This window comes from Rhodococcus gordoniae, assembly GCF_001646655.1.
GTDB lineage: Bacteria > Actinomycetota > Actinomycetes > Mycobacteriales > Mycobacteriaceae > Rhodococcus > Rhodococcus gordoniae.
Window position 1 is genome coordinate 53505 of the sequence record NZ_LPZN01000013.1, and the last position, 26771, is coordinate 80275.

Annotated in this window: 23 protein-coding genes and 2 tRNA genes; 18 read left to right on the forward strand and 7 right to left on the reverse strand. The window is 67.8% G+C overall.

What is annotated here, in order from left to right:
• Nucleotides 1-52 precede the first annotated feature (52 nt).
• Entirely contained in the window at nucleotides 53-1279 is a 1227-nt protein-coding gene (locus tag A8G18_RS07145) for a carboxylate-amine ligase (RefSeq protein WP_084421569.1), read from the reverse strand.
• Nucleotides 1280-1932: 653 nt separating this feature from the next.
• Nucleotides 1933-2006, reverse strand: a tRNA-Gly gene (locus tag A8G18_RS07155).
• Between the two features lie 141 nt (nucleotides 2007-2147).
• Here A8G18_RS07155 and A8G18_RS07160 point away from each other — a divergent pair.
• From A8G18_RS07160 to A8G18_RS07185, 6 genes are all read left to right on the forward strand, one after another.
• Nucleotides 2148-2224 (forward strand) — tRNA-Pro (locus A8G18_RS07160).
• A 72-nt stretch (nucleotides 2225-2296) separates the two neighbouring features.
• Nucleotides 2297-3679: a trigger factor gene (gene tig, locus A8G18_RS07165; RefSeq protein WP_347400867.1), complete on the forward strand. Its 1383-nt coding sequence runs from the start codon at nucleotides 2297-2299 to the stop codon at nucleotides 3677-3679.
• Nucleotides 3680-3821: 142 nt separating this feature from the next.
• Complete coding sequence (locus A8G18_RS07170; protein ID WP_016933881.1) at nucleotides 3822-4448, forward strand: ATP-dependent Clp protease proteolytic subunit; 627 nt, start codon at nucleotides 3822-3824, stop codon at nucleotides 4446-4448.
• 46 nt (nucleotides 4449-4494) lie between these two features.
• The gene (locus A8G18_RS07175; RefSeq protein ID WP_064063322.1) at nucleotides 4495-5157 is read left to right on the forward strand and encodes an ATP-dependent Clp protease proteolytic subunit; all 663 of its coding nucleotides are present in this window, start codon (nucleotides 4495-4497) and stop codon (nucleotides 5155-5157) included.
• A gap of 230 nt (nucleotides 5158-5387) precedes the next feature.
• Entirely contained in the window at nucleotides 5388-6665 is a 1278-nt protein-coding gene (gene clpX, locus A8G18_RS07180) for an ATP-dependent Clp protease ATP-binding subunit ClpX (protein ID WP_016933877.1), read from the forward strand.
• A gap of 179 nt (nucleotides 6666-6844) precedes the next feature.
• Nucleotides 6845-8437, forward strand: a complete 1593-nt coding sequence (locus A8G18_RS07185) for an acyl-CoA synthetase (RefSeq protein WP_064063402.1) — start codon at nucleotides 6845-6847, stop codon at nucleotides 8435-8437.
• Here the strand turns inward: A8G18_RS07185 and A8G18_RS07190 are convergent.
• Nucleotides 8434-8703 (reverse strand): hypothetical protein, encoded by a 270-nt coding sequence (locus tag A8G18_RS07190; RefSeq protein WP_064063323.1) that lies wholly within the window; start codon nucleotides 8701-8703, stop codon nucleotides 8434-8436. The genes A8G18_RS07185 and A8G18_RS07190 overlap by 4 nt on opposite strands.
• 113 nt (nucleotides 8704-8816) lie before the next feature.
• On the opposite strand from A8G18_RS07190, the gene A8G18_RS07195 reads away from it, so the two are divergent.
• Both A8G18_RS07195 and A8G18_RS07200 read left to right on the forward strand, forming a co-directional pair.
• Complete coding sequence (locus A8G18_RS07195) at nucleotides 8817-9962, forward strand: phosphotransferase family protein (protein ID WP_064063324.1); 1146 nt, start codon at nucleotides 8817-8819, stop codon at nucleotides 9960-9962.
• A gap of 4 nt (nucleotides 9963-9966) precedes the next feature.
• The gene (locus A8G18_RS07200) at nucleotides 9967-11067 is read left to right on the forward strand and encodes an Rv3169 family protein (RefSeq protein WP_064063325.1); all 1101 of its coding nucleotides are present in this window, start codon (nucleotides 9967-9969) and stop codon (nucleotides 11065-11067) included.
• Between the two features lie 75 nt (nucleotides 11068-11142).
• Here A8G18_RS07200 and A8G18_RS07205 read toward each other — a convergent pair whose 3' ends face one another.
• Together A8G18_RS07205 and A8G18_RS07210 are read right to left on the reverse strand one after the other, a co-directional pair.
• The gene (locus A8G18_RS07205; protein WP_064063326.1) at nucleotides 11143-11886 is read right to left on the reverse strand and encodes an SDR family NAD(P)-dependent oxidoreductase; all 744 of its coding nucleotides are present in this window, start codon (nucleotides 11884-11886) and stop codon (nucleotides 11143-11145) included.
• Nucleotides 11887-11919: 33 nt separating this feature from the next.
• Complete coding sequence (locus A8G18_RS07210; protein WP_016934638.1) at nucleotides 11920-12840, reverse strand: 3-oxoacyl-ACP reductase; 921 nt, start codon at nucleotides 12838-12840, stop codon at nucleotides 11920-11922.
• A gap of 202 nt (nucleotides 12841-13042) precedes the next feature.
• Here A8G18_RS07210 and A8G18_RS07215 point away from each other — a divergent pair, with 202 nt between their 5' ends.
• The 7 genes from A8G18_RS07215 (at nucleotide 13043) to A8G18_RS07245 (ending at nucleotide 20725) form a co-directional block, all read left to right on the forward strand.
• Nucleotides 13043-13660 (forward strand): TetR/AcrR family transcriptional regulator, encoded by a 618-nt coding sequence (locus A8G18_RS07215; RefSeq protein WP_026003400.1) that lies wholly within the window; start codon nucleotides 13043-13045, stop codon nucleotides 13658-13660.
• Between the two features lie 117 nt (nucleotides 13661-13777).
• Nucleotides 13778-14941 carry a steroid 3-ketoacyl-CoA thiolase gene (locus tag A8G18_RS07220; protein WP_064063327.1) on the forward strand — a complete coding sequence of 388 codons (1164 nt, stop codon included), beginning with the start codon at nucleotides 13778-13780 and terminating at the stop codon, nucleotides 14939-14941.
• 32 nt (nucleotides 14942-14973) lie between these two features.
• The gene (locus tag A8G18_RS07225; RefSeq protein ID WP_064063328.1) at nucleotides 14974-17163 is read left to right on the forward strand and encodes an acyl-CoA dehydrogenase family protein; all 2190 of its coding nucleotides are present in this window, start codon (nucleotides 14974-14976) and stop codon (nucleotides 17161-17163) included.
• A gap of 6 nt (nucleotides 17164-17169) precedes the next feature.
• The gene (locus tag A8G18_RS07230) at nucleotides 17170-18039 is read left to right on the forward strand and encodes a MaoC/PaaZ C-terminal domain-containing protein (protein ID WP_064063329.1); all 870 of its coding nucleotides are present in this window, start codon (nucleotides 17170-17172) and stop codon (nucleotides 18037-18039) included.
• Nucleotides 18036-18692, forward strand: coding sequence for a PaaI family thioesterase (locus A8G18_RS07235; RefSeq protein ID WP_016935183.1), 657 nt, complete (start codon nucleotides 18036-18038; stop codon nucleotides 18690-18692). Before A8G18_RS07230 ends, A8G18_RS07235 begins: the two co-directional genes overlap by 4 nt.
• A gap of 41 nt (nucleotides 18693-18733) precedes the next feature.
• Nucleotides 18734-19522, forward strand: coding sequence for an SDR family NAD(P)-dependent oxidoreductase (locus A8G18_RS07240; protein ID WP_064063330.1), 789 nt, complete (start codon nucleotides 18734-18736; stop codon nucleotides 19520-19522).
• 18 nt (nucleotides 19523-19540) lie between these two features.
• The gene (locus A8G18_RS07245; protein ID WP_064063331.1) at nucleotides 19541-20725 is read left to right on the forward strand and encodes an alpha/beta hydrolase family protein; all 1185 of its coding nucleotides are present in this window, start codon (nucleotides 19541-19543) and stop codon (nucleotides 20723-20725) included.
• 9 nt (nucleotides 20726-20734) lie between these two features.
• Here A8G18_RS07245 and fdhD read toward each other — a convergent pair whose 3' ends face one another.
• On the reverse strand, nucleotides 20735-21565 hold the full coding sequence (fdhD, locus tag A8G18_RS07250; RefSeq protein WP_064063332.1) for a formate dehydrogenase accessory sulfurtransferase FdhD: 831 nt from the start codon (nucleotides 21563-21565) through the stop codon (nucleotides 20735-20737).
• 341 nt (nucleotides 21566-21906) lie between these two features.
• Between fdhD and A8G18_RS07255 the strand changes: the two genes are divergently transcribed.
• Both A8G18_RS07255 and A8G18_RS07260 read left to right on the forward strand, forming a co-directional pair.
• A complete protein-coding gene (locus A8G18_RS07255) occupies nucleotides 21907-23124 on the forward strand; it encodes a winged helix DNA-binding domain-containing protein (RefSeq protein WP_064063333.1) in 1218 nt (405 codons plus the stop codon).
• 9 nt (nucleotides 23125-23133) lie between these two features.
• Nucleotides 23134-23739, forward strand: coding sequence for a GNAT family N-acetyltransferase (locus A8G18_RS07260; protein WP_064063334.1), 606 nt, complete (start codon nucleotides 23134-23136; stop codon nucleotides 23737-23739).
• A gap of 110 nt (nucleotides 23740-23849) precedes the next feature.
• On the opposite strand, the gene thiD is transcribed toward A8G18_RS07260, so the two are convergent.
• Nucleotides 23850-24641 carry a bifunctional hydroxymethylpyrimidine kinase/phosphomethylpyrimidine kinase gene (gene thiD / locus A8G18_RS07265; protein WP_064063335.1) on the reverse strand — a complete coding sequence of 264 codons (792 nt, stop codon included), beginning with the start codon at nucleotides 24639-24641 and terminating at the stop codon, nucleotides 23850-23852.
• A gap of 124 nt (nucleotides 24642-24765) precedes the next feature.
• Here thiD and A8G18_RS07270 point away from each other — a divergent pair, with 124 nt between their 5' ends.
• Complete coding sequence (locus A8G18_RS07270) at nucleotides 24766-26760, forward strand: S9 family peptidase (RefSeq protein ID WP_064063336.1); 1995 nt, start codon at nucleotides 24766-24768, stop codon at nucleotides 26758-26760.
• The last annotated feature ends 11 nt before the right edge of the window (nucleotides 26761-26771 follow it).

Genomic DNA, 26771 nt, shown 5'->3' on the forward strand with positions numbered 1-26771 from the left:
CACGGGAGCTGTCAAACGACGGTGTGCGCCGGGCAGCCCGCGACCGGGCGACTCACATCGCCGGCACGTCGGGTGCCGGGTGGGCGCCCCCGGACACGGTGTGCGCCCACGGTTCGGCCACGAACTGCCGTGTCAGGGCGTCGACGACATCGGCGGGGTCGTGGCGGCGTCCGAATGCGCGGCGCTGCAGCATCGCGCCGGTGCCGCGCGAGAAGATCTTCTCCGACATCTTCACCGTGCGGCGATAGTCCCCCGTCTCCTCCAGTTGGGGCCGGATGTGCCGGAGGAGAGTGGCGAACGACTGTCGTGAGGTCGTCGTCCGTCCCGTCGACACGTCGATCGCGCGCCCTCCCGGTCCCTCGCGCGCAGCGCACAGATATGCGGCGCGGAGGACTTCGTCGGGGACCGGGGGAGCGGCCACGCCCGCCCGTACGTCCCGTTCGGCCGTGGCGACGAGCGCACGCACGACGGTCGCCATGAGCACTGTTTCGTCGACAGTCGCCGGGACATCGCTCACCCGCACCTCGACGGTGGGAAGATGCGCGGACGGACGCACGTCCCAATAGACCATGCCCGGATCGAGGATGTTGCCGCTCTCGATCATGATGTCCACGACGGAATCGAAGTGTTCCACCGACGTGAAACGAGGTGGGGGACCCGAGCACGGCCATCGGCCGGCGACGATCGCGCGCCAGCTCGCGTATCCGGTGTCCCGGCCCCGGTACAACGGTGAGTTGGCCGTCGAGGCCAGCAGGGCGGGCAACCACAACCGGACGTGATTGCACACATGGACCGCGATCTCCCGGTCTGCCACGCCGACATGGACGTGGCAACCGCAGACCTCCTGCTCCTCGACCAGCCGTCCGTAGCGCTCCGCCATCGTCCGGTACCTGGGCACGTCCGTCACAGGTGCGAGCGGCTGAACCGTCGGCGATGCCCCCGCCGCCAGCAGACCCACACCGCACTGCACGGCCGCAGCGGCGGCCGTGGCCCTGGCCTCGAGGACGCGGGCCCGCAACTCGGTCGAGCTGCGGCAGACCGGCGTGTTCACCTCGATCTGGATCCGCTTGAGTTCGTAGTCCATCCGGGCGCCGAGCCTCCGGCCGGCGGCCACGACAGCCTCGTTGCTCTCGGTGAGACACTCCGAGGTCGTGTCGACGAGGAAGAACTCCTCCTCGACCCCGACGGTCGGACCGGGATCCGTTGCCCCGGTCCTCGCGGCCCCGGGGCTCGCGACGGCCGCGAGGTCGAAGGATGTCGATGCCGGGCGCCGAGTCATCGCCGCCTCCCTTACTTCGCGAGGCGCCCTCGATGCGGGCGGGCGCCGTGGGGTGACGCCGGCGCCTTCTCGACCGACCACGGCCTACGGGTGAGACGAGAAATTGCTGGATCTCGCACCATGGTTGCACGGAAACGGTGTTCCCCCTTCGCGATCACCGAAATGCCGGACGTTCGCGGTGGAAACCTCCGGAGTCGGGACCGACCGGAGCCGATCCCGACTCCGGCCGGCCGGAGACGGGACGGTGCCGGGCTGTCGACACCCCCCTGCGGTGTCACCCGACGACGTCCCGCCCGTTCGTGGTCACGTCCGTTCGTGGAGGTGACGCAGGATCGCGGCGCGGTGGCCCCACGAGGTCGTCGGAATGCGGGTGCACGAGGGGGCGACTCGCACGGTGTCGGTGCGGCAACGGTGCCGTGGGTCGAAGCGGAAGCGGACTGCAGCCGAGATCGCATTCGAACGACTCGTGGTGGGCTGCTTCTCAACCTCGACCGCATGATGACACTCATCCGGCACTGTGTCCAGGAACGACGGGATACGTGCGGAGGCCGCCGATCGGCCGAACCTCCGGAAACGACGAACTCCCGCCGATGCGGTGCGCAATCGGCGGGAGTTCGTGGTGTCGTGGTCCCGGACAGGATCCACGACCCTCATGGAGGGGATGACGGGAATCGAACCCGCGTAGCCAGTTTGGAAGACTGGGGCTCTACCATTGAGCTACATCCCCGTAGGGCTGCGGCGCCGGTGGTCGACCGGTGCTGCGGCTTGCGAGATGAGACTGTACCGGACCTCGCTTTGGATTTCATAATCGGGGGGCCGTAGGATTCTGCGATGGGTCCCGCGGGTCGATTGCGGGTGCCTTCACGACCGGGATGTGGCGCAGCTTGGTAGCGCATCCGCTTTGGGAGCGGAGGGTCGCAGGTTCGAATCCTGTCATCCCGACCAGATCGAACAGCGTCAGCGCGCTCAGTAGTGAACGAACGACCGACAAGAGAGCACGACAGAAGGAGCATGTCCGTGAAGAGCACCGTCGAGCAGCTGAGCCCGACGCGAGTCCGTATCAATGTTGAGGTGCCCTTCGAGGAGCTCCAGCCTGATTTCGACCGCGCTTTCAAGGCCCTCGCAGGCCAGGTTCGCATCCCGGGTTTCCGTCCCGGTAAGGCTCCCCGCAAGATCCTCGAGGCCCGCGTCGGCCGCGGCGCCGTCCTGGACCAGGTCATCAACGAGGCCATCCAGAGCCGTTACAGCGAGGCCGTGACCGCGAACGACGTCAAGGTCATCAGCCAGCCCGAGATCGACGTCACCAAGCTCGAGGACAACGTCGAGCTGGCGTTCACCGCCGAGGTCGACGTCCGACCCGAGATCACCCTCCCCGACTTCTCCGAGATCGCCGTCACCGTCGATCCCGTCGAGATCACCGACGAGGACATCGCCGAGCAGCTGCTGTCGCTGCGTCAGCGTTTCGGCACCCTGACGGGTGTGGAGCGTCCGGTGCAGGACGGCGACTTCGTCTCCATCGACCTGTCCGCGACGGTCGACGGCAACGAGGTTCCCGAGGCCGCCACCGAGGGCCTGTCGCACGAGGTCGGCTCCGGCCAGCTCATCGACGGCCTCGACGAGGCGATCATCGGCCTGTCGGCAGGCGAGTCGAAGGAGTTCACCTCCACGCTGGTCGCCGGCGAGTACGCCGGTAAGGAAGCCGTCGTCACCGTCAAGGTCAACACCGTCAAGCAGCGCGAGCTGCCCGAGGCCGACGACGAGTTCGCGCAGCTCGCGAGCGAGTTCGACACCATCGGCGAACTCGAGGCCGACCTCCGCGAGCGCGTCGAGCGCGTCAAGCAGGTCGAGCAGGCCGGACAGATCCGCGACAAGGTCCTCGAGGCCCTCCTCGAGACCGTCGAGATCCCGGTCCCCGAGGCCGCCGTCCAGGCCGAGGTCGACAGTGCGCTGCACGACGCGATCCACGAGCTCGGTCACGACGAGACCAAGCTGAACGAGCTGCTCGAGGGCCAGGGGTCGAGCCGTGAGGAGTTCGACAAGGAGGCACGCGAGTCCGCCGAGCGTTCGGTGAAGACCCAGCTGCTCCTCGACGCGATCGCCGAGGCGGAGAACACCACGGTCGAGCAGCAGGAGCTCACCGAGCGCATCTTCTTCCAGGCGCAGCGCTACGGCATCCCGCCGGAGCAGTTCATCCAGCAGATCAGCCAGGCCAACCAGCTCGGTGCCGTCTTCGCGGACGTCCGCCGCGGCAAGGCGCTCGGTACCGTCGTCGATCGCGCCACCGTGACCGACACCACGGGTGCGACCGTCGACACCGGTGAGCTGTTCGGCACGAAGAACGACGACGCCGCGGACGAGAACGCCGAGGCGGAGACCACCGAGGACTCGGCCTCCGAGTAGTCGGACGAGCCGCGGAGATTCGAGATCCGACGGACACGAATTTCCGCTTTGAGCGAAGAGGGGCGGCACCGGGCATCCGGTGCCGCCCCGTTTCGTTAGTGTCAGTGTCAGCAATCCACGATCGACGAGAAGGCAGGTACCCGTGACTCCTCAGAATCCGGCGACATCCATCGGTCCCACGATGACCTCGGCCACCGCTGGGCTGAACCTCAGCGACTCGGTGTACGAACGCCTGCTCCGCGAGCGCATCATCTTCCTGGGCACCCAGGTCGACGACGACATCGCGAACAAGCTGTGCGCGCAGATCCTTCTGCTGTCGGCCGAGGATCCCACCCGCGACATCTCCCTGTACATCAACTCGCCGGGCGGATCGGTCACCGCGGGCATGGCGATCTACGACACGATGAAGTTCGTCGAGTGCGATGTCGCGACCTTCGCGATGGGCCTGGCGGCCTCGATGGGGCAGTTCCTGCTCTCCGCCGGCACCAAGGGCAAGCGCTACGCCCTGCCGCACGCCCGGATCATGATGCATCAGCCGTCCGCGGGCATCGGTGGTACGGCGAGCGATATCGCGATCATGGCGGAGCAGTTCGCCCACACCAAGCGCGAGATGGCCGAGCTCATCGCCGAGCACACGGGCCAGACGGTGGAGCAGATCACCAAGGACTCCGACCGCGACCGCTGGTTCACGGCGCAGCAGGCGCTCGAATACGGCTTCGTCGACCACGTCGTCTCCCGGGCGCAGCAGGCCGGCGGCACCGGCAACTAGGTCCCGGCCCGATCTGCCCTCACCCCACCGAATTCTTGGAGAAGCGATGACCAACATGTTCGATCCGCGCCAGCTCGGCGGCGCCGCTCCTGCCTCGCCCGCGAGCCGCTACATCCTTCCGTCGTTCATCGAGCACTCGAGCTACGGCGTCAAGGAATCCAACCCGTACAACAAGCTGTTCGAAGAACGCATCATCTTCCTCGGCGTCCAGGTCGACGACGCCTCTGCCAACGACGTGATGGCGCAGCTGCTGGTGCTCGAGTCGCTCGACCCGGACCGCGACATCACCATGTACATCAACTCGCCCGGCGGTTCGTTCACGTCGCTCATGGCGATCTACGACACCATGCAGTACGTGCGCGCCGACATCACCACGGTGTGCCTGGGCCAGGCGGCGTCGGCCGCGGCGGTCCTGCTCGCCGCCGGTACCCCCGGTAAGCGCCTCGCCCTGCCCAACGCCCGTGTGCTCATCCACCAGCCGGCGACGGGTGGAATCCAGGGGCAGGTCTCCGATCTCGAGATCCAGGCCGCCGAGATCGAGCGCATGCGCACCCTCATGGAGAACACGCTCGCGAAGCACACGGGCAAGGAGCCCGAGCAGATCCGCAAGGACACCGACCGCGACAAGATCCTCACCGCGGAGCAGGCCGTCGAATACGGTCTGATCGACCGGGTCCTGGAGTACCGGAAGCTCTCGGCCCAGAAGTAGAACGACGCAGGCGGTTCCGGGAGGCCCACCGCCTTCCGGAACCGCCACCGCCGGGACTGTGATCGCCGACACATGCGGTGCTGTACAAATATCACCGGAAACGCGCAGAACCGGTCGACCTGCGCGCCGACATCCGGGTACGGTCGATCAAAGGGCCCGCTCCCCGGGACCGCCTCGTGTGGTGGTTGCGGGACCGGTTGCACGCACACGAGGAAGTAGGGACCTGACTGATGGCACGTATCGGTGACGGCGGAGATCTGCTCAAGTGCTCCTTCTGCGGAAAGAGCCAGAAGCAGGTCAAGAAGCTCATTGCGGGCCCCGGTGTCTACATCTGCGACGAGTGCATCGATCTCTGCAACGAGATCATCGAAGAGGAACTCGCCGAGACCAGCGAGGTCAAGCTCGACGAGCTGCCCAAGCCCGCCGAGATCCGCGATTTCCTCGACAACTACGTGATCGGCCAGGACTCCGCCAAGCGCACGCTGGCCGTGGCGGTCTACAACCACTACAAGCGCATCCAGGCCGGCGACAAGGCTCGCGACTCCCGTGGTGAGACGGTCGAACTCGCGAAGTCCAACATCCTGCTCCTGGGCCCCACGGGCTGCGGCAAGACCTATCTTGCGCAGACACTCGCGAAGATGCTCAACGTGCCCTTCGCGATTGCCGACGCCACCGCACTGACCGAGGCCGGTTACGTCGGTGAGGACGTCGAGAACATCCTCCTCAAGCTCATCCAGGCCGCCGACTACGACGTCAAGCGCGCCGAGACCGGCATCATCTACATCGACGAGGTCGACAAGATCGCCCGTAAGAGCGAGAACCCGTCGATCACCCGCGATGTCTCGGGCGAAGGTGTGCAGCAGGCGCTGCTGAAGATTCTCGAAGGCACCCAGGCCTCCGTCCCGCCGCAGGGTGGCCGCAAGCATCCGCACCAGGAATTCATCCAGATCGACACCACCAACGTCCTGTTCATCGTGGCAGGTGCGTTCGCCGGTCTCGAGAAGATCGTCTCCGACCGCGTCGGCAAGCGAGGCATCGGATTCGGCGCCGAGGTGCGGTCCAAGGCGGAGATCGACACCACCGATCACTTCGCCGACGTCATGCCCGAGGACCTCATCAAGTTCGGCCTGATCCCCGAGTTCATCGGTCGTCTGCCGATCCTCGCGTCGGTGACGAACCTCGACAAGGAATCCCTCGTCCAGATCCTGTCGGAGCCCAAGAACGCTCTGGTCAAGCAGTACGTGCGCTTGTTCGAGATGGACGGCGTCGAACTCGAGTTCTCCCAGGACGGTCTCGAAGCGGTTGCCGATCAGGCAATCCTCCGTGGCACCGGCGCTCGTGGGCTCCGTGCCATCATGGAGGAGGTTCTGCTGCCCGTGATGTACGACATCCCCAGCCGTGACGACGTCGCCAAGGTCGTGGTGACGGCCGAGACCGTCAACGACAACGTTCTCCCGACGATCGTGCCCCGCAAGGCCGATCGGGAGCGCCGCGACAAGAGCGCCTGATCCGTAGAACTCCGACTTCTCCACGAGCGCCCCGGCACGGACAGTGCCGGGGCGCTCGCCGTCGCGGGGCATCGAGTGCGACCTTCACCAGTCCCGCTCACCGGGAGTGGTGAATGTCACTGTGCGTGTGAGATGACACCTTGGCCGCATCTCATGCTCCTGTGTCGGAAGGACTCTCGATGTCGCTGAACCTCGCGGACCTGTTCGAAGCGATCGTCGACGCCGTGCCCGAACGGACGGCGATCGTCTGCGGCGACGAGCGACTCACCTACGGCGAACTCGATGCCGGCGCCAATCGCCTTGCCCACCATCTGGCCGGTGCGGGAGTGGGCGCCGGTGACCACGTCGGTCTGTACATGCGCAACAGCACGGAATTCGTCGAGTCGCTGCTCGCGTGCCTGAAGATCCGTGCGGTCCCGATCAATATCAACTTCCGGTACGTCGACGCGGAACTGGCCTATCTGTTCGACAATGCGGAACTCGTCGCCGTGATAGCCGACGGCGAGTTCGCCGGCACCACCACCGCGGTGCTGCCGCGAACACCCACGGTGCGGCACGTCGTCACCGTCGGATCGGTCGCCGACGTGGAATGGGGCGAGGTCACCGCCGTCGACTTCGGCAAGGCGACGGCCGGAGAGTCCGCCGAGCGCGACTTCCCGGCGCGTAGCGGCGACGATCTGTTCATCATCTACACCGGGGGAACGACGGGGCTGCCGAAGGGCGTGATGTGGCGGCACGAGGACTTCTTCCACGCGGCGCTGTCGGGCGGGAATCCGTTCGGCGAGCCTCACGCCGATGCCGCCGCAGTGGCGGCCGCGGCCGCACAGATGCCGGAGATGACCTGGATGCTCACCGCGCCCCTCATCCACGGTGCTGCCGTGTACAGCATGTTCAGTGGCTTCTGTCTCGGGACGGCGCAGGTGCTGATGCGGGGCTTCGACCCCGTGGAGGTGCTCGGTCTCATTCAACGCGAGCGGGTGATGACGATGACCATCGTCGGCGACGCCATGGCCCGCCCCCTCGCCGACGCGATCTCCGAGCACGGATCCGAGTACGACCTCACCTCGCTGTTCGTGGTGGGCTCCGGTGGTGCGCTGTTCTCTCGCAGCGTTCGCGAACAGTTGTCCTCGTTGCTCCCGAACGTCATGGTGCGCGACAATTTCGGTTCGTCGGAGTCCGGTACGGACGGCGAACTCGCCATCGGGGGCGACGGGACGATGCGTATCGCCCCGAAACCCACCGTGCGTGTCGTCGACGAACGGATGCGCCCGCTCGAGTCGGGTTCCGGCGAGATCGGCTACATCGCCCGCGCAGGGCACGTGCCGCTCGGCTACTGGGGCGATCCCGCGAAGACCGCAGCCACTTTCCCGGTCGTCGACGGCGTGCGCATGTCGGTTCTCGGTGACATGGCCCGGGTCGAGGAGGACGGCACGATCGTCCTGCTGGGCCGCGGATCGATGTGTATCAACACGGGAGGGGAGAAGGTGTTCCCCGAAGAGGTGGAGATGGCCGTGAAGAGTCATCCCGACGTCATGGATGTGCTCGTCGCCGGTGTCGACGACGAGCGTTACGGCCAGAGGGTCGGGGCCGTGATCCAGCCGCGCGAAGGGCACGATGTGCCGTCGCTCGACGAGCTGGCCGAGCACGTCGCCGGACTCATCGCTCGTTACAAGGTTCCGCGGGTGGTCGTCGGCGTGGATCACATCGTGCGTTCTCCTGCCGGCAAGGCCGACTACCGTTGGGCGAAGACGACACTCGAATCGTCCCGTTAGCGGCACCCCTCGTCCGGATGACGGTCGGGGCCAATCGACTCGGTGGCGAAACGCGCTGCGCGGACGAACATCTCGGTCACGTCGTCGTTCGGGTCGGATCTCCGGCGTCGAACGGTCGAGAGGTGCATCGCACCGATCGTTGCGGCGAGAAACTGGGGCGGGTGGTCGGTGCGTACCTCGTCGCGGGGCACACCGGCCTGCAGGATGCGGAGCAGTTCGCCGTCCGGCCGCTGCGTGCGCGCATCGCTGAGTTCCGTTGTCGCCATATCCTTCTCGAGCTCTCCGGGGGGGGGAGATGGTCGAGCCATCGCTCACCGGAACGGATGTCGGAAATCCGGGGACGATCGGGCTCGTTTCGTAGAGAGAACCGGAGGCGTGGATGGCTACGGACGGTGTGGTACCGGAAGGCGCGGAACAGGAGATCAAGACCACCGAGACCGATCTCGATGCGCTGCGCGAGCAGTTGCAGGACTGGCTCGGCGAGCGTGTCGGGGCGACGGAAGCCCCGCGGGTGTACAACGTGACCCGCCCGACCCACTCCGGCATGTCCAGCATCTCCGTCCTGTTCGATCTCGACTGGAGCCGTAACGGGCAGCAGCAGACGGAACACCTGGTCGTCCGGCTCGCGCCCGAGGAGACGGCGTTCCCGGTGTTTCCCGGCTACGACCTGCAGCGTCAGTTCGACGTCATGGCCGCGGTGCGCGATCACGGCGCGGTGCCGGTGCCCGCGGTGCGGTGGGTGGAGTCCTCCTCGGGTCCGCTCGGCCGTCCCTTTCTCGTCATGGAACGTGCCGAAGGCGATGTGCCGGTGGACAATCCGCCGTACGTCTTCGGCGGTTGGCTCTACGAGACGAACGACGACGAGCGCGCGGCACTGGAGAAGGCCAGCGTGCGAGTGCTGGCGGCGATCCACGCCGTCGACGATCCGGCCTCGCGGATTCCGTCGCTCGCCGGGACGAACGGACTGTCGGGACTGCGACGGCACTTCGAGAACGAACGCGCCTACTACGAATGGACGCGTCGCGAAGACGGTCTGCGCATCCCGGTGCTGGAGAGGGCATTCGACTGGCTCGACGCCCACTGGCCTGCCGAACCGTCGTCCGACGTGCTGTGCTGGGGCGACGCCCGGATCGGGAACATCATGTACGACGGCACGACTCCCGTAGCGGTGCTGGACTGGGAGTCGGCTGCGCTCGCGCCCCGGGAGCTGGACCTCGGCTGGTTCATCTGTTTCCACCGCATCTTCCAGGACATCGCCGAACAGTTCTCGTTCCCCGGCCTCCCGAATTTCCTCCGACGTTCCGACGTGGTGGCGGAATACGAGAAGGCCGCCGGAGTCGAGGTGTGCGACCTCGACTTCTACCTCGTGTACGCCGCGCTGCGCCACGGCATCGTGATGTCGCAGATCGAGCGCCGGCGTATCCACTTCGGTGAGGTGGAACCACACGACGACCCGGACGCGTACGTCCTCCACCGCGACATGCTCGCGCGCTTGCTCGACGAATCCTACGAGTGGGAGAAGTGACCCGATGAAACCAGCTCCGCTCGACGAATTTCCGGTGCACCAGTCACCGCTGTCGATGGGACGGGTGGCGTCCACCGACCGGAACTTCTACGACCGCAACTATTTCAACGCCCACGACCGTACGGGCTCGATCTACCTCATCACCGGTTTCGGCGTCTACCCGAATCTGGGTGTGGTCGACGCCTTCGTCACGGTTCGGCACGGGGATTCCCAGGTAGCGGTCCGGTTCTCCGGCGCTCTCGGGGAGCGGTCCATGGAGAGCGCGGTCGGTGGGTACCGGCTCGAGGTGATCGAACCCTTGCAGAGGATTCGCGTCGTCTGCGAACACGACGAGCTGTCCTGTGACCTCACCTGGGACGGGTCGTTTCCCGCGGTACTCGAAGAGGCGCACATCCTGATGTCGGGTCCGCGCCCCATCCTGGACGCCTCCCGATTCGCTCAGGTCGGGAGCTGGTCGGGCAGCATCTGCGTGCAGGGCAAGGACTTCACGGTCGACCCGGACACCTGGATGGGTACGCGCGATCGCTCGTGGGGCATCCGCCCGGTGGGGGAGCCGGATCCGCAGGGACGCTGGACATACGAGAACCGCGGTGGGCACTACTGGACGTACGCCCCTCTGCGATTCGACGACTTCGCACTCATGGTGATCGTCCAGGAATCGTCCGACGGCCATCGCACGCTCAATCACGCCACACGCGTCTTCCCCGACGGTCGCGTCGAGCAGCTCGGGTGGCCGCGCCTCGAGGTGAACTACCGCAGCGGCACGCGGCACCCCGAATCCGCGCGCATCCACCTCACCACGCCGGAGGGGAAGCCCCTGGTCGTCGAGGTGGAGAACCTCGGGTTCATCTCTCTGAGCCACGGTGCCGGATACGGCGGCGACCCCGAATGGACGCACGGTGAGTGGCGCGGGGAGAACTGGTCGTCCGCGTCGGTGGTGGATACCACCACTGCGGAGTTCCACGGCCGGTTGCCGTATTCGACGATCGATCACATCGCACGAGCGACGATCGACGGGCAGGTCGGTTGGGGGATGTTCGAGCACGCGGTCATGGGACGGCACGACCCGTCCGGTTTCGTCGGCTGGACGGACATGGCGCCGTAGCGACTGCCGGCCACGAGCACCTCCGACCGAGCAGGCTGCGGTCGGAGGTGCTGTCGTCCTCAGGCGGATGTCCGGTCAACGCAGCTTGATGGTCCCACCGTCGACCATGAGCGTCTGACCGGTCATGTAGGACGCGTCGTCGCTGGCCAGGAAGACTGCGACCCGGCCGACGTCGGCCTGCGGGTCGCCGAAACGGTGCATCGGCGTCTTCGCCAGGAGTGCCTGCTCGACGCCGGGGTGGGCCGCGATGTACGCCTCGATGCCCTCGGTCAGCGCCAGAGGAGAGATGACGTTGACGTTGATGCCGTCCGCGGCCCACTCGTTTGCCGCGACCCGGCTGATCGCCCGGATCGCTTCCTTGGCGGCCGCGTACGAACTCTGCGTCACGCTTCCTTCGATGCCGGCTCCCGATGCGAAGTTGATCACCGAGCCCTTGTTCGCGGCGAGCTGGGCGTGTGCTGCTTTCATCAACCGGAATGTCGGGTAGAAGCCCGTGCCGAACGACAGGTCGAGCATGTCCTGCGTGGTTTCCAGCAGGGGCGCCTGCCTCGAGACGTGCGCGTTGTTGACGAGTACGTCGACCTTGCCGAACTGTTCGACGGCGGTGGCGACGATCGTCTCGGCGGCCGACTCCTCGGAGATGTCCGCGTACGAGAACTTCCCGGCTCCGCCGAGTTCGGCTTCGAGTGCCTCGCCCGCGGACCGGTCGATGTCGACGAACAGGACCCGTGCGCCCTCTTCCGCGAACGCCCGGACGATGCCGCGCCCGATTCCTCCGGCGCCGCCGGTGACGATCGCAACCTTGCCTGCAAGCCTCATGCCGTGTTCCCTTCGTCGTGCGGTGCCGGGTGGTCAGTCGACGGCCAGTGCGACCTTCTCGAGTTCCGCGATGCTGTATGCAGCGTAGGTCTCGTACGGGCCACGACCGGCGAAATACGAGGAAAGCTGCTCGTCGAGTTCCTCGACCGTGAAAGCCGAACCGGCCGCGTCGAAACGGTTCTCGACCTTCGGCGAGGCCATGAGCGCGACCATCTTGCCGTAGACGACGAACACCTGCCCGGTGATCTCCGCGGAGGCCGGGGAGGCGAGATAACTCACCAGAGTGCCGACACGCTCGGGGGCCAGCGGATCGAGTCCGGTCGTGCCGTCGGCTTCACCGAATGCCTCGGCGGTCATCGCGGTGCGTGCGCGGGGGCAGATCGCGTTCGCGGTGACTCCGTAGCGGGCCAGCCCTTGAGCCGTGGACAGGGTGAGCGCCGTGATTCCGGCCTTCGCGGCGGAATAGTTCGGCTGCCCGGCCGAACCGAACAGGAAGGCCTCCGACGAGGTGTTGACGATACGACCGTAGACCGGTCCGCCGGCTGCCTTGCTCGCCTGGCGCCAGTGCACCGCGGCGGCGTGCGATGTGGCGGCGTGACCCTTGAGGTGGACCCGGATCACGTCGTCCCAGTCGGACTCGGTCAGGTTGAAGATCATCTTGTCGCGGATGATGCCCGCATTGTTGACGAGGATGTCGAAGGATCCGAAGGCCTTGACGGACTCCTCGACGAGACGGCTTCCGAGAGACCAGTCGGACACATCGCCGGTCACCGCGATGGCCCGGCCGCCGGTGGCGACGATCTCCTCTGCGACCTCGTGTGCCGCGTCGCCCATGTCGTTGACGACGACGGCGGCACCCGCTGCGGCGAGGGCGAGGGCCTCGGCCCGCCCCAGGCCCGCTCCGGCACCGGTCACGACCGCGGCACGCCCGGTCAGGCTCACAGATTCACCCATGCTTCGTCTCCTGTTCGGTTGCCGTGGTCCGTCATCATTCCGCGGCTGAATTAGTATTCATTCTAGTTTGCGGGTGTGTGCGATTCGACTGTCGACACGGTCCCGCTGGATGGGATCGGGTGGACCCCGACCTGTTCCACCTGGAACGTTCGTCGCCGACGACGGGTGGGTGCCGACCGATCACGAAGGGGAGGAGTCGAGCATGCCGAGACTTGCGGAAGTGCGGGATGCGGCCGAGCCGAACTCGGCCGAGCAGCACGCGCGGTACGGCAGGATCATCGATGCCGCAGCGCAACTGGGTGCCGAGAAGGAGCTCGAGCGGGTTCGGATGCAGGAGGTCGCCGAACTTGCCGGGGTCGCCATCGGCACCCTCTATCGGTACTTCCCGTCCAAGACGCATCTGTTCGTCGCGGTCATGGTGGACCAGATCGACCGCATGGGTATTCATCTCTCCAGACGTTCGCGTCCGTCCGCTGCGCCCGCGGACGCGGTCTACGACGCGTTGCTGCAGGCCACTCGGGCGCTGGTGCGAGCACCGCTGCTGGCCAACGCGATGATCCAGTCCGCCGCCTCGTCGAACGCCGCCACCATTCCCGATGTGGCGAAGATCGATCGGCACTTCGACGGACGGCTCCTGGCCGCCGCGGGTATCGACGAGCCGACCGTTCGTGACGTGACCGTCGTGCGATTGCTGGTGGCGCTGTGGTTCGGGCTCGTCCGATCGGCGCTCAACGGCCGGATGTCGATCCCCGAGGTCGAATCCGACCTGCGTGTCGCGTGCGACCTTCTGCTCGTCGATCTGTCCGCCGGCGTGCGCTGACGGGCAGGCCCGGGAATCGAATCCGCAAGGGCTGTCCCGCTCGGTGGGACGGCTCGGAAATCTGCGGTCTGCGTCACTAGAATAAATTTCAATATCCTCGAAGAGCTGGGAGTGGGCATGAGCAACGTCGTCATCGTGGAGGCCGCGCGGACACCGATCGGTCGTCGCCGCGGACAGCTGGCCGGGGTGCATCCCGCGGTGTTGCTCGGTGCCGCCCAGAAGGCCGTTCTCGACCGCACCGGACTGCCCGCCGATCAGGTCGGCCAGATCGTCGGAGGCGCGGTCACGCAGGCGGGGGAGCAGTCCAACAACGTGACCCGCCAGGCGTGGCTCCACGCGGGACTTCCGTACACGACCGCTGCGACGACCATCGACTGCGCGTGCAGTTCGTCGCAGCAGGCCGTCCATATGGTCGCCGGACTGATCGCGTCCGGTCAGATCGATGCCGGAATCGGGTGCGGCGTCGAGGTCATGAGCCGGGTATTCCTCGGTCAGGCCAACGCACCGGGCACCGGCAACCCTTATCCGGACGACTGGTCCATCGACATGGGTGACCAGTTCACCTCAGCCGAGCGGATCGCCGCGAAGCGCGGGATCAAGCGCGACGACGTCGACGCCCTCGGGCTCGAGTCGCAGCGGCGCGCCGCGGCCGCCTGGGCGGAAGGCCGCTTCGACCGCGAGATCGTCCCGGTGCAGGCGCCCGTCGTGACGAAGGAAGGCGAGCCCACCGGTGAGATCGCGACCGTGACCCGCGACGGTGGGCTCCGCGAGACCACCGCAGAAGGGCTTGCCGGCCTCCGTCCGGTGATCGAGAACGGAATCCACACCGCGGGCAACTCCTCCCAGGTCAGCGACGGTGCCGCCGCGGTGCTGCTGATGAGCGAGGACAAGGCACGCGAAGCCGGTCTGCGGCCGCGTGCGCGCATCCTCGCGTCGACCCTGATCGGTTCCGACCCGTACTACCACCTCGACGGCCCCGTCGACGCGACCCGCGCGGTGCTCGATCGAACCGGAATGTCGTTGTCGGACATCGACATCGTCGAGATCAACGAAGCTTTCGCCTCCGTCGTGCTGTCCTGGGCCCAGGTCCACGGGGCCGACATGAGCAAGGTCAACGTCAACGGCGGTGCCATCGCGCTCGGACATCCCGTCGGTTCCACGGGATCCCGGCTGATCACCACTGCCCTGCACGAACTCGAGCGTTCGAACCGTTCCACGGCGCTGGTCACGATGTGTGCGGGTGGCGCCATGGCCACCGCCACCATCATCGAGCGCATCTGACGTCGGACATTCTTCTATCCAAAGGACCGTTCATGACTCTGGGATTGAGTGACGAGGACCGCGAAATCCGCGATTCCGTACGCGGCTGGGCGGCTCGGCACGCGACAGCCGACGTGATCCGCACGGCTGTCGAAGCGAAAACCGAAGCGCGCCCTCCTTACTGGAGTTCGCTCGCCGAACTCGGCATGCTCGGACTGCACCTACCGGAAGAGGTGGGAGGTGCCGGATTCGGCCTGCTCGGAACCGCGATCGTCGCCGAGGAACTCGGACGATCGATGGTGCCCGGCCCGTTCCTTCCGACCGTGATCGTCTCGGCGGTCCTGAACGAGGCGGGGCGTCGTACCGAACTCGACGGACTCGCGGACGGATCGCTGTTCGGTGCGGTGTCCCTGCAGCCGGGGGACATGCGAGTCGTGCGAGAGGGCGACTCCGTCACCCTCTCGGGCACCTCGGGTGTCGTGCTCGGCGGCCAGGTCGCCGATGTGTTCCTGCTCGCGGCCGACGACGACGGCGAGACGGCGTTCGTCGTCGTCACGCGTGATCGGGTCGACGTCGCGCACCTGCCCAGCTACGACGTGGTCCGACGGAACGCCGAGATCACCGTGAACGGCCTGGACCTGTCCGACGACGATGTGCTGCGACTGGACTCGCAGCGGGTCGTGGATATCGCCGCCACGCTGTTCGCCGCCGAGTCGGCCGGCCTCGCGGACCGGGCCACCACCACCGCCGCGGACTACGCACGCGTCCGCAAGCAGTTCGGACGGGTCATCGGCCAGTTCCAGGGCGTCAAGCACACCGTCGCCCGAATGCTCTGCCTCACCGAGCAGGCGCGCGTCGTGGCATGGGATGCCGCGCGAGCACTCGACGAGAAGGCATCCGAGGACGAGGCGTCGCTCGCCGTCGCCGTGGCGGCGTCCATCGCCCCGGAAGCGGCCTTCCAGGTCACCAAGAACTGCATCCAGGTGCTCGGCGGCATCGGCTACACCTGGGAGCACGACGCCCATCTGTACATGCGACGCGCTCAGTCGCTTCGCCTGCTGCTCGGCTCCACGGCATCCTGGCGCCGCCGGGTTGCCCGTCTCACGCTCGACGGTGCCCGCCGTGTGCTGAGTGTCGACCTGCCGGCCGAGGCCGAAGAGATCCGTGCCGACATCCGCGCAGAGCTCGAGCCGGCCACCTCGCTCGAGGGGGCGGCACGCAAGGCATATCTGGCCGAGAAGGGATACACCGCTCCGCATCTGCCCGCACCGTGGGGCAAGGCCGCCGACGCCGTCACGCAGCTCGTCGTCGCCGAGGAACTGCGGACCGCCGGCCTCGAACCGCACGACATGATCATCGGCAACTGGGTGGTCCCGACCCTGATCGCACACGGCAGCACCGACCAGATCGAGCGCTTCGTCCCGCAGTCGCTGCGCGGGGATCTCGTGTGGTGCCAGCTGTTCTCCGAGCCCGGCGCCGGATCGGACCTCGCGGGTCTGTCCACGAAGGCCGTCAAGGTCGACGGTGGATGGAAACTCGACGGCCAGAAGGTGTGGACGTCGATGGCGCGCGTTGCGGATTGGGGCATCTGCCTCGCCCGCACCGACATGGACGCACCCAAGCACAAGGGCCTGTCCTACTTCCTGATCGACATCAAGAACACCGAGGGTCTCGATATCCGGCCACTGCGGGAGATCACCGGCGAGGCATTGTTCAACGAGGTCTTCCTCGACGGTGTGTTCGTGCCCGACGAGTGCCTCGTCGGTGAGCCGGGCGACGGGTGGAAGCTCGCCCGCACCACCCTCGCCAACGAACGTGTCTCCCTCTCCCACGACTCCTCCTTCGGAGCCGGCTGCGAGGCTCTGGCGACGCTGGCGGAGAACACCCCCGGCGGGCCGGACGACGAACAGCTCACCGTCCTCGGCAAGGTGCTCGGCGATGCCGCGTCCGGTGGCCTCATGGGTCTGCGCACCGCGCTGCGCTCCCTGGCCGGTGCGCAGCCCGGCCCCGAGTCCTCCGTCGCCAAGCTGCTCGGTGTCGAGCACCTCCAGCAGGTCTGGGAGACCGCGATGGATTGGGCCGGCCCGGCCTCTCTGCTCGACGACCAGGACCGCACCTCGGCCACCCACATGTTCCTCAACGTGCAGTGCATGTCCATCGCCGGCGGGACGACCAATGTCCAGCTCAACATCATCGGTGAGCGGCTTCTCGGCCTGCCCCGCGATCCCGAACCCGGAAAGTGAGTGCCCATGCCCATCGACAGGGAGGTCGCACTGTCCGCCGCCCCCACCACCCGTGAGGCCGCCTGGACCGACCGCGACGTGATCCTCTACCACCTCGGGCTGGGGGCGGGCGCCGACTCGCTCGACCCCGCCGAACTGCGGTGGGTCTACGAGAAGGGCCTGCAGGTCCTGCCGACCTTCGCAATGGTTGCGGGGCAGGGGGTCTCCGCCGGACAGGTGTCGCCGGCCGGAATGAACCTGCCGGGAATCGACATCGATCTGCGCAAGATCCTCCACGGTGGGCAATCCGTCACCGTGCACGCCCCGATCCCGGCCACCGGTTCCGCGACGATCTCGTCGCGTATCGCGGATGTATGGGACAAGGGCAAGGCCGCGGTAATCGTGCTCGAACAGTCCGCCACGGACGGCGACGGAAACCCGTTGTGGACCAGTGCGATGCAGATCTGGGCGCGCGGTGAGGGCGGGTTCGGCGGCAACCCCGGACCCGACACGTCGACCACCGTTCCGGAACGGGAGGCCGACAAGATCCTCGTGTCGCCCACGAGCACACAGCAGGCGCTGGTGTACCGACTCAGCGGCGACCTCAACCCGCTGCACGCCGACCCCGACTTCGCGAAGACGGCGGGGTTCGACCGGCCGATCCTGCACGGCCTCGCGTCGTACGGTGTCGTGTGCAAGGCCGTCGTCGACGGTGTGCTGGACGGCGATCCCACCCGTGTCCGGTCGTTCTCGGTCCGCTTCGCCGGCTCGCTGTACCCGGGGGAGACGATCGAGACGGCGGTGTGGCGCGACGGCGACACCCTGACCCTGCTCGCCACCTGCCCCGAGCGCGACGGACAACCGGTGCTCACCCACGCCACGATGGAGATCCGATGAGAGTCGACCCCGATACCCACCCCATCGTCGGGCACGCGCCCGCCGGCACGGTGCTGACCTCGGCGCCGCAGGACACCGCCGTCGACCGCGCCACCGCTGCCGCACGGCGCGTGGTGGACGCGCTGTTGCGCACCGACCGCGCCAACGCGAATCTCGAGCGGGTCGCGGAAGAACTCGACAGCATCGCCGAGCACCTCGAGGAACATGCCCCCGAGGTGCAGGAGCGACTGGTCGACATGTGGCACGGAGAGGGCGTCACCCGGCACGACCCCGTCACCGGACCCGAGAATGCGCTCGCGCCGCCGCTGGTTCTCTCCGGGCGCGAGGACGGCTCGGTGGAAGGCGTCGTCGAACTGACCTTCCCGTACCAGGGTCCGCCCGGGCACGTGCACGGCGGAGTCTCGGCGCTTCTGCTCGATCACACGCTGGGTGTGGCGAACGCGTGGGCCGGACGCAGCGGTGCCACCGCCCAGCTGAACGTGCGGTACCACCGTCCGACGCCCTTGTTCGAACCGCTGACGGTCACCGGTCGTCTGGTCGAGCAGGACGGCCGCAAGATCAACACGGCCGGGGAGATCAGGACCGCGGACGGCACGGTGTGCGTGTCCGTCGAGGCACTGTTCATCGACAAGACGGTTCCCCGTCCTCGCTGACGGTCGCCATCACTCACCTCACCGGATCGGAGAGAACCGACATGGGAAAGCTGGACGGGCGGGTGGCGATCGTCACCGGAGCCGGTATGGGGATCGGCCGAGGGGTGTCCGGTGCCCTGGCCCGCGAGGGCGCGCACGTCGTGGTCGCCGAAGTGGACCGGGCGGCAGGGACCGATACCGCGCGGTGGCTCACCGACCGGTGGGGCGTGCGTGCGCACTTCGTGCCGACCGATGTCACCGACCGCGAGCAGGTGCACGCGATGGTGGACTCCGCCGTGCGCGAATTCGGACGTCTCGACATCCTGGTCAACAACGCCTGGCGATCACTGGGATTCGCGCGCATGGAGAAGACGCCCGAAGAAAGTATGCAGGCAGGCTTCGACATGGCCGTGATGGCGACCTTCTGGGCGATGCAACGCGCGTACCCGGAACTCGCCCGCCGCGGAACCGGCCGAGTGATCAACATGTGCAGTCTCAACGGCGTCAATGCCCACATGTACTCGGTGTCGTACAACGCCGCGAAAGAGGCGTTGCGCAGCATGACCCGCACCGCGGCCCGGGAATGGGCCCCGAAACAGGTGTGCTGCAACGTGATCTGCCCCGGCGCGCAGAGCGCGGCGTACCGGCGGGTCGCGGAGGCCGATCCGCAGATGGCGGCGACACAGGCCGCGGCCAACCCCATGGGCCGTATCGGTGACCCTCTCGACGACATCGGTACCGTCGCGGCTTTCCTCGCGAGCGACGACTCGCGTTATCTCACCGGCAACACGCTGTTCGTCGACGGCGGTAGCCACATCAACGGCGTGCAATGGGCGCCGGCGGTCGACTGAAATCCCGACGGAGGATTCATGATCTCTCGTACTGCTCGGAGCGCGGTATCGGTACTCGCCGCGGTCTCGATGCTCGGCCTCACCTCTTGCTCCGACACCGGCGGTGACGACACCGAGGAGGCAGCAGGAGGACCCGGCTCCCTGGTCACCGACCGCCCCCTCACGGGTGCGGCGGCGCTTCCCAGCGCGTCACGAACCGACCTGATCACCTATCTGTCCGAGGGGGCCGACGGGCGTCCCGTCCTCGTCTCCGGGACTGTCGCGATCCCCGAAGGAGAGGCACCGGAGGGAGGCTGGCCCGTGCTCAGCTGGGCCCACGGGACCACGGGGGTCGGCGATGCCTGTGCGCCCTCCGCCGACACTCCCGGAGGCCCGGCCCACTCCTATGTCGCAAGGACGACCGCCATGCTCGACCGGTGGGTCGCCGACGGCTACGCCGTGGTCCAGACCGACTACGAGGGGCTCGGCACTCCGGGTGGACATCCCTACATGAACGGTGACAGTGCCGCCGCCGCCGTCGTCGACATCGTGCGCGCGGCCCGGGAACTCGATCCGGGCATCGGCACCCGGTGGGTCGCGATGGGCCACAGTCAGGGTGGCCACGCCGCGCTGTACGCGGCGGCACGCGGGCAGGAACACGCCCCTGAGCTCGACCTGCAGGGAGCGATCGCCTTCGCACCGGGCAGCCGGACGAGTGAGACCGCCCAGTACTACGCGACGGCCGGCCCCGCGATCGGTCCGGCGCTCGGATTCCTGCCGGTCCTGCTGCTCGGGGCGCAGGCGGCGGACCCGTCCATCGACGCCGACGCGATGCTCACGGACGCGTCGCGACCTCTGCTCGATGCAGCGCGCACCGGGTGCATGGACGACATCCGCGAAGCCGCGAGCACCGTTCCGGTGGATCAGGTGTTCGCTCCCGATGCGGATCTCGACGCGCTCCGCGAGTACTACGCCGGCCAGGAACTCGAAGCGCTCACCCTGACGGTGCCGACACTCGTCGTCCAGGGCACCGACGATGTGCTGGTGTCGCGTCCGGTCACCGACCGGGTCACCGAGGCGCTGTGCGGCAACGGCGCCGACCTGACCTACCGGGTGTACGACGGAGCCGACCATCGCGGCGTGCTCGACGCGTCCTTCGACGATGTGCGGACCTTCGTCGACGGAGTGCGCGCGGGCGAGACGCAGGACGGGACGTGCGGTTGATGCGGTCGTTCAGTCGGTCTTGACGCGTTCCGGTGCGGTGTAGACGTTCATCGTCTCGCCGCGGAGAAAACCCACCAGGGTCAGGCCCGACTCCGCGGCGAGGTCGACGGCGAGGGACGACGGCGCCGATACCGCGGCGAGTAGGGGAACGCCGGCCATCACGGCCTTCTGCACGAGCTCGAACGAGGCGCGTCCGCTCACCATGAGCACGCTGTGCGACAGCGGGACCCGGTTGTCGGTCAGGGCCCGGCCGAGCACCTTGTCGACGGCGTTGTGCCTGCCGACATCCTCGCGCAGGGCCCACAGCGCACCGTCGAGCGTGAACAGTGCCGCTGCGTGCAGGCCCCCGGTCGACTCGAAGACCTGCTGGTGCCGCCGCAGGGTGTCGGGCAGTTCCGCGAGCGTGTGTGTGCCGATCGAGGTGCCGCCGGCCTCCCGCAGCGGATATCGCGTGCGGGTGCGCACCTCGTCGAGCGAGGTCTTCCCGCACACCCCGCACGCGGAGGTGGTCGTGAACGCGCGTCGCCCCGTCCCCTCCGGGATCGTGACACCGGGAGCGAGGGTGATGTCGAGAACGTTGTAGGTGTTGGCGCCGCTCTCGTCGACCCCGTCGCAGTACCGCACCGCGGCGATGTCCTCACGACTGCCGATCATCCCCTCGGCCAGGAGGAATCCGTGGACGAGGTCGACGTCGTGCCCGGGGGTGCGCATCGTGATCGTCAGTGATTCGCCGCCGATCCTGATCTCGAGCGGTTCCTCGACGGCGAGGGTGTCGGGACGTCGCGTCACCCTGTCCGCCGTGATGCGCAGTACCGATCGACGTGTCGTGACCCGTCCCATCCTCTACCTCCCAGATACGTGCAGCGGGTCGAGCCCTTGTCACTACGCAACTCGACAGGGCAGGGGTACCCGGTCGTGCGGCACGTCATCCTCCGTACTGTCCCCCACTGCCCGCCCGTTCACGACTGCGCTCGGCTCCGCCCCGAGGCGGTGTGGACCGCGGGTGGCGTCACACGAAACCCACTCGCTCCTCGTAGGGACACTACAGACTCGGTCTCCTCTCGGGGGACGGTGATGAATGCGGGCCACCGGTCGGCTTCGGATCGCGGATACCAGGGTCGAACAGGGTGGACTCGTGTGGTCGCTCTGCCGAGTCGGACATCGCATCTACGCTGTCGGCCATGGCTGTGCGCAGGATCGACGCAACCGAACGCCGAGCACGACTCGCCACCCGGCACCGCCTGCATCCCGGGCACCGCGCCGCCGATGCGGTCGACGCCGCGACCGGCATGGTGTGCCTGCACGGCACCGATCCCGCCAGCGTCTACCTGTCGGCATGGGCCCGGGTCGACGACTTCGTCACGACCGACCTCGATCGGGCCCTCTACACGGATCGGTCGCTGGTGAAACACATGGCCATGCGGCGCACCGTCTTCGTCTTCCCGCGCGAGATCCTGCCGGTCGTGCAGGCGGGCGCGAGCGCGCGAGTCGCAGCGGCGCAACGCCGTCAGGTGGTCAAGGACGTCGAGAAGGCCGGTCTGCACGGCGACGGCGAGCAGTGGCTCGACGAGGTGAGCGGCCACGTGCTGCAGGCGTTGTCCGGCGGACGCGAAGCGACGTCCAGCGAATTGCGTGCCGAGATCCCGCTTCTCGACGCGAGTATCGACTACGGGATCGGGAAGTCGTGGGGCGGCAGGGTCCCGTTCGCTCCGCGCGTGCTCACCGTGCTCTCCGCCGAAGGAAAAGTGGTGCGGGCGTCCAACAACGGGTCGTGGCGCGTGTCGCGGCCCGCCTGGACGTCGACGGAGTCGTGGCTCGGCGCCGGGATCGCTCCGTGCGACGAAGCCGACGGTGTACGCGCCCTCGTGGAATCATGGCTGCGGGTCTTCGGGCCGGGTACCGAGGCCGACATCAAGTGGTGGCTCGGCTCCACCCTCACCGCCGTACGCGCGGCTCTCGCCGACCTCGACGTGGTGGAGGTGGATCTCGACGGCCGTTCCGGATACCTCCTGGCCGACGACGTGGAGGAACCCGCTCCCGCCGACCCGTGGGGGGTACTGCTGCCTTCCCTGGACCCCACGGTGATGGGGTGGGCCGAACGAGACTGGTATCTGGGGTCGTACAAGGGCGACCTGTTCGATTCGAACGGCAATGCCGGGCCCACGGCGTGGTGGGACGGACGGATCGTCGGCACGTGGTGGCAGAGCGATTCCGGATCCGTCGAACTGCATCTGCTCGAGGACATCGGGGTCGACGGCCGGGCGGTGCTCGAACAGGAGGCCGCGCGCCTCGACGAGTGGCTCGGGGGAGTGAAGGTGACGGCCAGATTCCCGACACCTCTCGCGAAGGAACTCGCGGCGGCGACGGACCGCGCGCCGTCGGACAGGTCCTCGTCGTAGGCTGCGCTCATGGCCATCGAACCGAGAACCGCCACGCGCCGCGACATTCCGGCCTTCGCTCCGGTGGTCGCCGAAGCCTTCGTCGACGATCCGGTCTTCACGTGGATGTTCCCGGACGAACACCACCGCATCCGGCGCATGACCCGTTTCTTCGCGGCCGACGCCCGGCACCACATGGTGCCGTTGGGAGCCACCGACATCGCCGAGTCCGACGGGGTCGTCGGAGGCGCGGCGATGTGGGCGCCACCCGGACGATGGCGTAGCGATATGTGGACCTCGCTCCGTCTGCTGCCCGGTTTCTGCGCAGCACTCGGCAGGTACATGAAACGGGGACGGCAGGTCGACGAAACCCTCGATGCGGCGCATCCGGGCGAACCGCACTGGTATCTGTCGACGATCGGCACCTCACCTGCCGCGCGGGGGACCGGCCTCGGCACAGCCCTCATGAAGGCCGGCCTCGACCGTGCCGACGCCGAACACGCTCCGGCCTACCTCGAATCGAGCAAGGAGGCGAACATTCCCTACTACGAGCGGTTCGGGTTCGAGGTCACCCGCGCCATCGTCGTCCCCGACGGCGGGCCGACGCTGTGGGGAATGTGGCGGCAGCCGCGCTGAGGTGTCGATCCGCGATCGAATTCGTCATCCGCTACAGCAATTGCCGCAGCGGATGACGAATCGGATCGCGAATGCTTTTGTCTTGGAATCGGTTTCGGCGAACCGAGGAATCAGGCGCCTTGCCAGACGGTGTCGAACGGGGTGTTGGCGGACACCCGCGCCTTGATCCCCGCGGTGACGAAATCCTTGGCGCGGGCCGCGGCGTCGGCGACCGACCCGCCCTTCGCGAGTTCGGCCGTGATCGCGGCCGCGAGGGTGCAGCCGGCGCCGGACACCCGCTCGTTGCCGACCTTCGGTGCCGTCAGCAGGGTGACCTCGGAACCGTCGAACAGGACGTCGACGGCGTCCTCGCCGTCGAGTTCGACGCCGCCCTTCGCCACGACGTACTGCGGGCCGAGATCGTGGATGCGACGTGCCGCCTCGACGAGCTGGTCGACGGAGGTGATGTCGTCCATACCGGACAGCATGCGAGCCTCGAACAGGTTCGGGGTGACGACCGTGGCATGGGGCAGCACCTGCGCGCGCAACGCGTTGTCGGTGTCGAGCGCCGCCCCGGCTTCCTGGCCCTTGCAGATCAGGACCGGGTCGAGCACGACGTGCCGCCAGGACTGCTTCTCCAGGCCCTCGGCGACCACATCGATCGTCGCGGGTGTGCCCAGCATGCCGATCTTCACCACGTCGAGGTCGTGAGCGGCGGTTGCTGCCTCGATCTGGTCGGCGATCACCTCGGCCGGGACGGGGAAGAAGCGGTGGCCCCAGTCGTTCTTCGGATCGAACGAGACGATGCACGTCGTGGTGCCCACGCCGTACACACCCAGCTGCTGGAACGTCTTGAGGTCGACCTGCAGACCGGCGCCACCGGTCGCTTCCGAGCCGGCGATGACGTATGCGAGGTCGACCATGTGAGTGCTCCGTTCGGACGGGGAGACGGCGTTTCCGCGGGATGTACCCGCCGGACGACCAGGTTACAGACGAACCCGGTGCCACCTGCGGACCGCCCACCGCCGCTCCCGATATCGTCCAGGCATGACGGCCTTCGACGAGCTCGACGACTACCTGGCGCTACCCCGCGTCACCTCCCTCACGATGTCTCCGGACGGGAACCGCCTGGTGATCACGCAGTCGACGCTCGACGACAAGGCCACCTCGTACACGGGCGCGTTGTGGGAGGTGGATCCCGCCGGCGATGCCCCGGCGCGGCGCCTGACCCACGGCGCCACGGGGGAGTCGAACCCGACCTTCACCGCGACCGGCGACCTGCTCTTCACCGCCGCCCGCGGTACGGACGACCCGCCGGTGTCGCTGTGGCGACTGCCCGTGGCCGGCGGGGAGGCCGAGCAGATCGGATCCCGGAAGGGTGGGTTCGCGTCGGTGTGTGCGGCGTCGCATGCCGACAGGACGGTCCTGCTCGCGTCCGTTCTCGGCCACAGCGAGTCCGACGACGAACGGATCCGGGACGCCCGCAAGGACGGTGCGGTCACCGCCGTGCTGCATGCCGGCTATCCGGTGCGCTACTGGGATCACGATCTCGGACCCGACCAGCCGCATCTGCTCCTCCCGGACAACAGCGGCGACGGGTTCACCGATCTCACCCCGGGGATCCGTGGGTCGCTGCGCGACGCCCACCTCGATGTCGCTGCGGACGGTTCGTTCGCCGCGGCCACCTGGGTGGTCCCCGGTCCGCTCGCCTCGCGCCGCGTCACCGTCGTGCGGATCGATCTCGGCACCGGTCTGCGCACCCCGCTCGTCGACGACGAGACCGGCGACGCGACACATCCGTCGCTCTCCCGGGACGGACGCAAACTCGCCTATCTGCACGAGTCGATCGGCGACGCCGAGAACCCGCCGCAGGTGACCGTCCGGGTCCTCGACATCGACTCCGGAGCCACCGGTATCGAAGCTCCCGAGTGGGACCGGCGTCCCACTTCGGTGGCCTGGCTGCCCGACGGGTCCGGTCTCGTGCTCACCGCCGACGATCACGGACGCGCACCGGTCTTCGTCCAGCGGCTCGGAGACGCGCAGCCCGTCCGCGTCACCACGGACGACGCCGCCTACACCCATGTCCACCTCGCGCCCGACGGCAACCGTGCGTACGCACTGAGGGCCTCGTACGACGCACCGCCACATCCCGTGCGCATCCACCTGACCGGACCCGGCGCCGGCACCGTCACGCCCCTGCCCGCTCCCGCTGCGCTCCCGGAACTGCCGGGCCGCCTCGTGGAAATGACCACCGACGCCGCCGACGGCACGCCGGTGCGGGCATGGCTTGCGCTCCCGCACACCGCGTCCGCCGCCGACCCCGCACCGCTGCTGCTGTGGGTGCACGGCGGACCGCTGAGCAGCTGGAACACATGGTCGTGGCGCTGGAACCCGTGGCTTCTCGTCGCCCGGGGCTACGCGGTGCTGTTGCCGGACCCCGCACTGTCCACGGGATACGGCGACGCCTTCATCCGGCGCGGCTGGGGACGCTGGGGACGCGAACCGTACACCGACCTCATGGCGATCACCGACGCCGCGGTCGCGCGGAACGACATCGACGAGGACCGGACCGCGGTGATGGGTGGCTCGTTCGGCGGATATCTGGCCAACTGGATCGCCGGTCACACCGACCGGTTCCGGGCGGTCGTCACCCACGCCGGTCTGTGGGCGCTGGACCAGTTCACCCCGACCACCGACGTGGCCTGGTACTGGCAACGGGAGATGACCCCGGAGATGGCCGTCGAGAACTCACCGCACCTGTTCGTCGCCGACATCGTCACGCCCATGCTCGTCATCCACGGCGACAAGGACTATCGCGTCCCCATCGGCGAAGCACTGCGCCTGTGGTACGAGCTGCTCGACGAATCGGGGCTGCCCGCCGAGGACGACGGCACCACCGTCCACCGCTTCCTGTGCTTTCCGTCCGAGAACCACTGGGTGCTGCAGCCGCAGCATTCGAAGATCTGGTACCGCACGGTCGAAGCATTCCTGTCGGAGCACGTGCTCGGCCACCCGCTCGACCTGCCGGCCGAGCTGGGCTGACCGAGAACGTC

Excerpts from the sequence above, each read along its gene's own strand:
- A8G18_RS07145 (WP_084421569.1), bottom strand. The coding sequence starts at position 1,279 with ATGACTCGGCGCCCGGCATCGACATCCTTCGACCTCGCGGCCGTCGCG.
- A8G18_RS07175 (WP_064063322.1), top strand. The coding sequence starts at position 4,495 with ATGACCAACATGTTCGATCCGCGCCAGCTCGGCGGCGCCGCTCCTGCC.
- clpX (WP_016933877.1), top strand. The coding sequence starts at position 5,388 with ATGGCACGTATCGGTGACGGCGGAGATCTGCTCAAGTGCTCCTTCTGC.
- A8G18_RS07185 (WP_064063402.1), top strand. The coding sequence starts at position 6,845 with ATGTCGCTGAACCTCGCGGACCTGTTCGAAGCGATCGTCGACGCCGTG.
- A8G18_RS07190 (WP_064063323.1), bottom strand. The coding sequence starts at position 8,703 with ATGGCGACAACGGAACTCAGCGATGCGCGCACGCAGCGGCCGGACGGC.
- A8G18_RS07195 (WP_064063324.1), top strand. The coding sequence starts at position 8,817 with ATGGCTACGGACGGTGTGGTACCGGAAGGCGCGGAACAGGAGATCAAG.
- A8G18_RS07200 (WP_064063325.1), top strand. The coding sequence starts at position 9,967 with ATGAAACCAGCTCCGCTCGACGAATTTCCGGTGCACCAGTCACCGCTG.
- A8G18_RS07205 (WP_064063326.1), bottom strand. The coding sequence starts at position 11,886 with ATGAGGCTTGCAGGCAAGGTTGCGATCGTCACCGGCGGCGCCGGAGGA.
- A8G18_RS07210 (WP_016934638.1), bottom strand. The coding sequence starts at position 12,840 with ATGGGTGAATCTGTGAGCCTGACCGGGCGTGCCGCGGTCGTGACCGGT.
- A8G18_RS07215 (WP_026003400.1), top strand. The coding sequence starts at position 13,043 with ATGCCGAGACTTGCGGAAGTGCGGGATGCGGCCGAGCCGAACTCGGCC.
- A8G18_RS07220 (WP_064063327.1), top strand. The coding sequence starts at position 13,778 with ATGAGCAACGTCGTCATCGTGGAGGCCGCGCGGACACCGATCGGTCGT.
- A8G18_RS07225 (WP_064063328.1), top strand. The coding sequence starts at position 14,974 with ATGACTCTGGGATTGAGTGACGAGGACCGCGAAATCCGCGATTCCGTA.
- A8G18_RS07230 (WP_064063329.1), top strand. The coding sequence starts at position 17,170 with ATGCCCATCGACAGGGAGGTCGCACTGTCCGCCGCCCCCACCACCCGT.
- A8G18_RS07235 (WP_016935183.1), top strand. The coding sequence starts at position 18,036 with ATGAGAGTCGACCCCGATACCCACCCCATCGTCGGGCACGCGCCCGCC.
- A8G18_RS07240 (WP_064063330.1), top strand. The coding sequence starts at position 18,734 with ATGGGAAAGCTGGACGGGCGGGTGGCGATCGTCACCGGAGCCGGTATG.
- A8G18_RS07245 (WP_064063331.1), top strand. The coding sequence starts at position 19,541 with ATGATCTCTCGTACTGCTCGGAGCGCGGTATCGGTACTCGCCGCGGTC.
- fdhD (WP_064063332.1), bottom strand. The coding sequence starts at position 21,565 with ATGGGACGGGTCACGACACGTCGATCGGTACTGCGCATCACGGCGGAC.
- A8G18_RS07255 (WP_064063333.1), top strand. The coding sequence starts at position 21,907 with ATGGCTGTGCGCAGGATCGACGCAACCGAACGCCGAGCACGACTCGCC.
- A8G18_RS07260 (WP_064063334.1), top strand. The coding sequence starts at position 23,134 with ATGGCCATCGAACCGAGAACCGCCACGCGCCGCGACATTCCGGCCTTC.
- thiD (WP_064063335.1), bottom strand. The coding sequence starts at position 24,641 with ATGGTCGACCTCGCATACGTCATCGCCGGCTCGGAAGCGACCGGTGGC.
- A8G18_RS07270 (WP_064063336.1), top strand. The coding sequence starts at position 24,766 with ATGACGGCCTTCGACGAGCTCGACGACTACCTGGCGCTACCCCGCGTC.